This is a genomic window from Nostoc sp. NOS(2021) (assembly GCF_017115025.1).
Lineage (GTDB): Bacteria > Cyanobacteriota > Cyanobacteriia > Cyanobacteriales > Nostocaceae > Nostoc.
In genome coordinates this window covers 1-3,675 of sequence record NZ_JABXKM010000232.1, presented here as the reverse complement: position 1 = coordinate 3,675, position 3,675 = coordinate 1, and the positions used below count along the sequence as shown (strand labels likewise).

The following is a 3,675-nucleotide window of genomic DNA, read 5'->3' as shown; positions in this document are numbered from 1 at the left end:
GGATTAAGGGGGGTAATTCGACTTGTGTATACACCGTAGCCTTTTTAAGGGGGGTTGGGGGGATCAAGTCTTATGCGAACCGTATTGGCTAAACTCTCACCCATTTCAACACTTTCGGATCTTTGTCATAGCGGTAGGTAAAGCCATCATTAGTAGTAATGGACTTTCCAAGGCTAGCCTTGCTTCTGATAGTGTTAATAGTAGAGTCTGTTAATGTCTGCATTTCCTTATGAGAAAGACCTACGATTATGCCTATCTCTGTCGAGATTTCTGGTTGACTTTGGGATTCATTATTGGGTAAAACATCTATTGTGATTTCAGTATTTTCGGGGGGATGAGTGACAATTTCTTTTGCTTTTTGAAGGCGATAATTTTGCACGGTCACAAGTTGCCAACTAGAATCTTGTGAAAGTTCCAAAACCCATTGATGATAATTAAACAAACTTTCTCTATGTCCAACACTGATAAAAGTTGTTTTCGTTAATTGTAATTGTTGATATAAATTCCCTTCATTTTTCAAATCTAAAGCACTCGTTGCTTCATCTAATATAGTAAAGCTAGGACGAGTAACTAATAGTCGTGCGAATGCAAGACGTTGTTGTTCTCCCAAGGATAATATATTTTCCCAAGGAACTTCAGTATCAAAACCATCCACTCGACTCAGCAAGTTTTGCAGGTTAACTTGTTGCAAAACTTCTTTGAGTTCTGCGTCGCTCATTTGACGATTTGTATTAGGATAAAGCAACTGTTCGCGCAAAGTTCCTAAGATTATGTAAGGACGTTGGGGCAAAAACAACACTTCTTCTAAGGGAGGTCGCACCAGACGACCATTCCCTGCGTTCCACAAACCTGCGATCGCTCTCAATAGAGAACTTTTACCTCGACCACTGGGGCCAACAATCAATAAACCTTCTCCAGGTTGAACAGAAAGTGACAAATCTTCAACAATCACCTGCTCATAGTTGGGCGTTTGTAAAGTGACATTCTCAAAAGCGAGATGGTTTTCTTCGATTGTTTTAATAGTACTTACATTCTCTGGCTGTTTGGTAACAAATTCTAACGCATCTGAAAACTCACCCAAACGCTCAACATAAGTGGAAAATCGTCCAGAAGTTCCAAATTCATTGATTAATTCTGCCAGAGCATTAGCAAACAGATTGCAAGCTAAACTAGCTTGGCCAACTTGTCCAAAATCAATCTCATCTCTAATCTGTAAAGGGCCGAGTACTATAAATGGAAATATTTGGATAACAGCCTGATATCCTCTGCTAAAAATATCCTTGTTTCTCTCCCAATTAATTTTGCGTTTTGCATTTTTTAGGATATTACTAAATCTTCTTTTAATTATATTTGATTCTTGGTTTTCTCCCCGAAAAAAAGCGATTGATTCAGCGTGATTCCGAACATGAGTCAGTGCATAATTGTAGTCAGCTTTAAATTCGAGTTCTTCTTGACTAATCTTATTCAATTCTTGAGTCAAGTAAACAGCAATCACATTGCCTACGATCGTATAAGCAATTAAACAAACTGCAACAAATTGGGAAATTGACCAGACAATTATTATAAAAACTGTCATTTCTAGCACTTTTTCTAAGAAAGTAGCTGAAAAATTAAGAGCATTTCTGGGAATGGGTTCGATTTCTTGTGCCAGACGTTGATCTGGGTTATCAATATCAGATTTAAAGTTGATTTTATAATAAGCACGATTGCCAAAATATTTTGTTAAAATCTGATTATTGAGCCATTCGTACCAATCAAGAGCAATTTGTTTCCTGACAAATTTAGACAATCCTACTAAGAGTGTTACACAGATCAGGGCAGCGCCATAAACCAATAACGTATTCACAAATTTAGTAAAATCTTTATCTTCAACGATCGCATCGACTAAATAGCGACTAACGAAGCTATTAAAGGCAGTTACAGCCACGAGTGCGATGATTAATAATATCAGGATAAAGAGCATTCCCCATGCACGAATCACGTCTGAAAATGCCCTTCCCCATGCCTCTGTCGGATACCAATAAGGCCCTGCGATCGCTTTGATATCCTCCCAAAATTGAGTAAAAGCCGAAGGAGTCTTCGTTATGGTTTTATTAAGAACAGTTTTGGATTGCATTTTGTAAAAATCAATTGAGACTCTTGATGCTGACTGAATAATTTGGTATTTTACTATATTAACTACATCCTTTGTTTGGCAATGCTTTTAGGTTTTTTACAGTAATTTGCAAACAAAACCTATATGCTTTCGCTGTGGGATGTAGATTGTAGATATTTTTCGCACCCTACGAGAGCAGCGAACTACTACACGACAATATGGATTATTTAAAGACTCCATTTCGCCATAATTCCAATACCTCCTTGGCTGTAAAATAACGTTCTTGCTCAACAGCAAGAGATTTAATCACTGAACGCATTTTTTCATATTGTTTCCTTGGTTGAGGATTTTGCAGTTGCTTTTCAAATAGATATTGAAAATTACTGACTCCACTCCATTTGCCGAAGAGAACCTCTATAGTGTTGTAAGGGAAAGCAGCATAGCTTTGAGGATCGCAAAACAAAGAATTGACATGAATACCTGATTCGTGGCGTTGAGCAGTTTGAGAGTAAGGTGCGGCTGGACGAACTCCTAATTGCTCAATGTAATCAGTCACGGCGGCGATCGCATCATAATTAATCCCCTTGACTTCAATTCCGAAGCGGACTCGCAACCCATTTAACACCTGCTCGATGGCAACATTTCCGGCTCGTTCCCCAATCCCGCAAAACGTACCCGATACTAAAGTCGCTCCGGCCATGACGGACTGGAGAGTATTTTCGAGAGCCAAGCCCATATCATTGTGGTAGTGTACTCCGAAAGCAACCCCTGTTGTACGTTGGAGCAGGTCGTTAACCCAGATATAGCTCTTTTCTGGACTGAGGACTCCGACTGTATCACAGAGCATAAAGTGTTCGAGATAAGGGCTGCATGAGCGGATACATTCCACTAAAAAATCAAAATCGGCTCTTGAGGCATCCTCGGCGGCAAAGTCTACGGTGAGTCCAGCAACCGTAGTGGCATAGCGCAAATTTTCGACAATTAGATTAATGGCGTTTTGGCGAATTCTATCGATTACTTTTGCTGGGATATCGTCATCAATAGTTTTTCCTTTAAACTCGTTCAACAGACGAATCTGAGGATCTCTTAGAAAGAGCAATCGATCAGAAAGGCCGTAGAAAAGGATGATGTGCTTAACTCCGTACATTTTGGCTTGATCAATGTGCTGCTTTCCCATTAAGGTACAAGCAGCGACCAGACTATCCAATCCCTCTAATACTAATGATTTGATTAGCTCTTCTTCTTGCTCACAAACACAGGGCATGATGGCTAGTCTATCTACTCCCGTTTGGGCAATTAGATGGGCTAGTTGTTGTTTAGTTGGGTAAGAGAAGAAAATGCCTGCTTGTTGTTCTCCATCCCGCAGGGTTTCATCGGAAATTTTGATAGGAAGGGTTTCCATTAGACCTCTTACAAAATTATTTTCTGGTAAGATAAAAAGTTTTTAGCTTGATTAAACTCACTTATGCAAGATGAGATTGAGTTATTGATAATTCCGAGCGATCGCTTTGTTGATAAGTGATAGTATAGCGGTTCTCGCTTGAGTGAGGTACAAGAACCCCACCCCCAACCCCCTCCCC

At 39.7% G+C, this 3,675-nt stretch carries 2 protein-coding genes; both read right to left on the bottom strand.

The window, feature by feature from the left end:
* Nucleotides 1-88: 88 nt before the first annotated feature.
* Nucleotides 89-2,116, bottom strand: coding sequence for an ATP-binding cassette domain-containing protein (locus HWQ41_RS24600; protein ID WP_292768821.1), 2,028 nt, complete (start codon nt 2,114-2,116; stop codon nt 89-91).
* Nucleotides 2,117-2,318: 202 nt separating this feature from the next.
* Nucleotides 2,319-3,497 carry a 2-isopropylmalate synthase gene (locus tag HWQ41_RS24595; RefSeq protein ID WP_292768818.1) on the bottom strand — a complete coding sequence of 393 codons (1,179 nt, stop codon included), beginning with the start codon at nt 3,495-3,497 and terminating at the stop codon, nt 2,319-2,321.
* Nucleotides 3,498-3,675 lie beyond the last annotated feature (178 nt).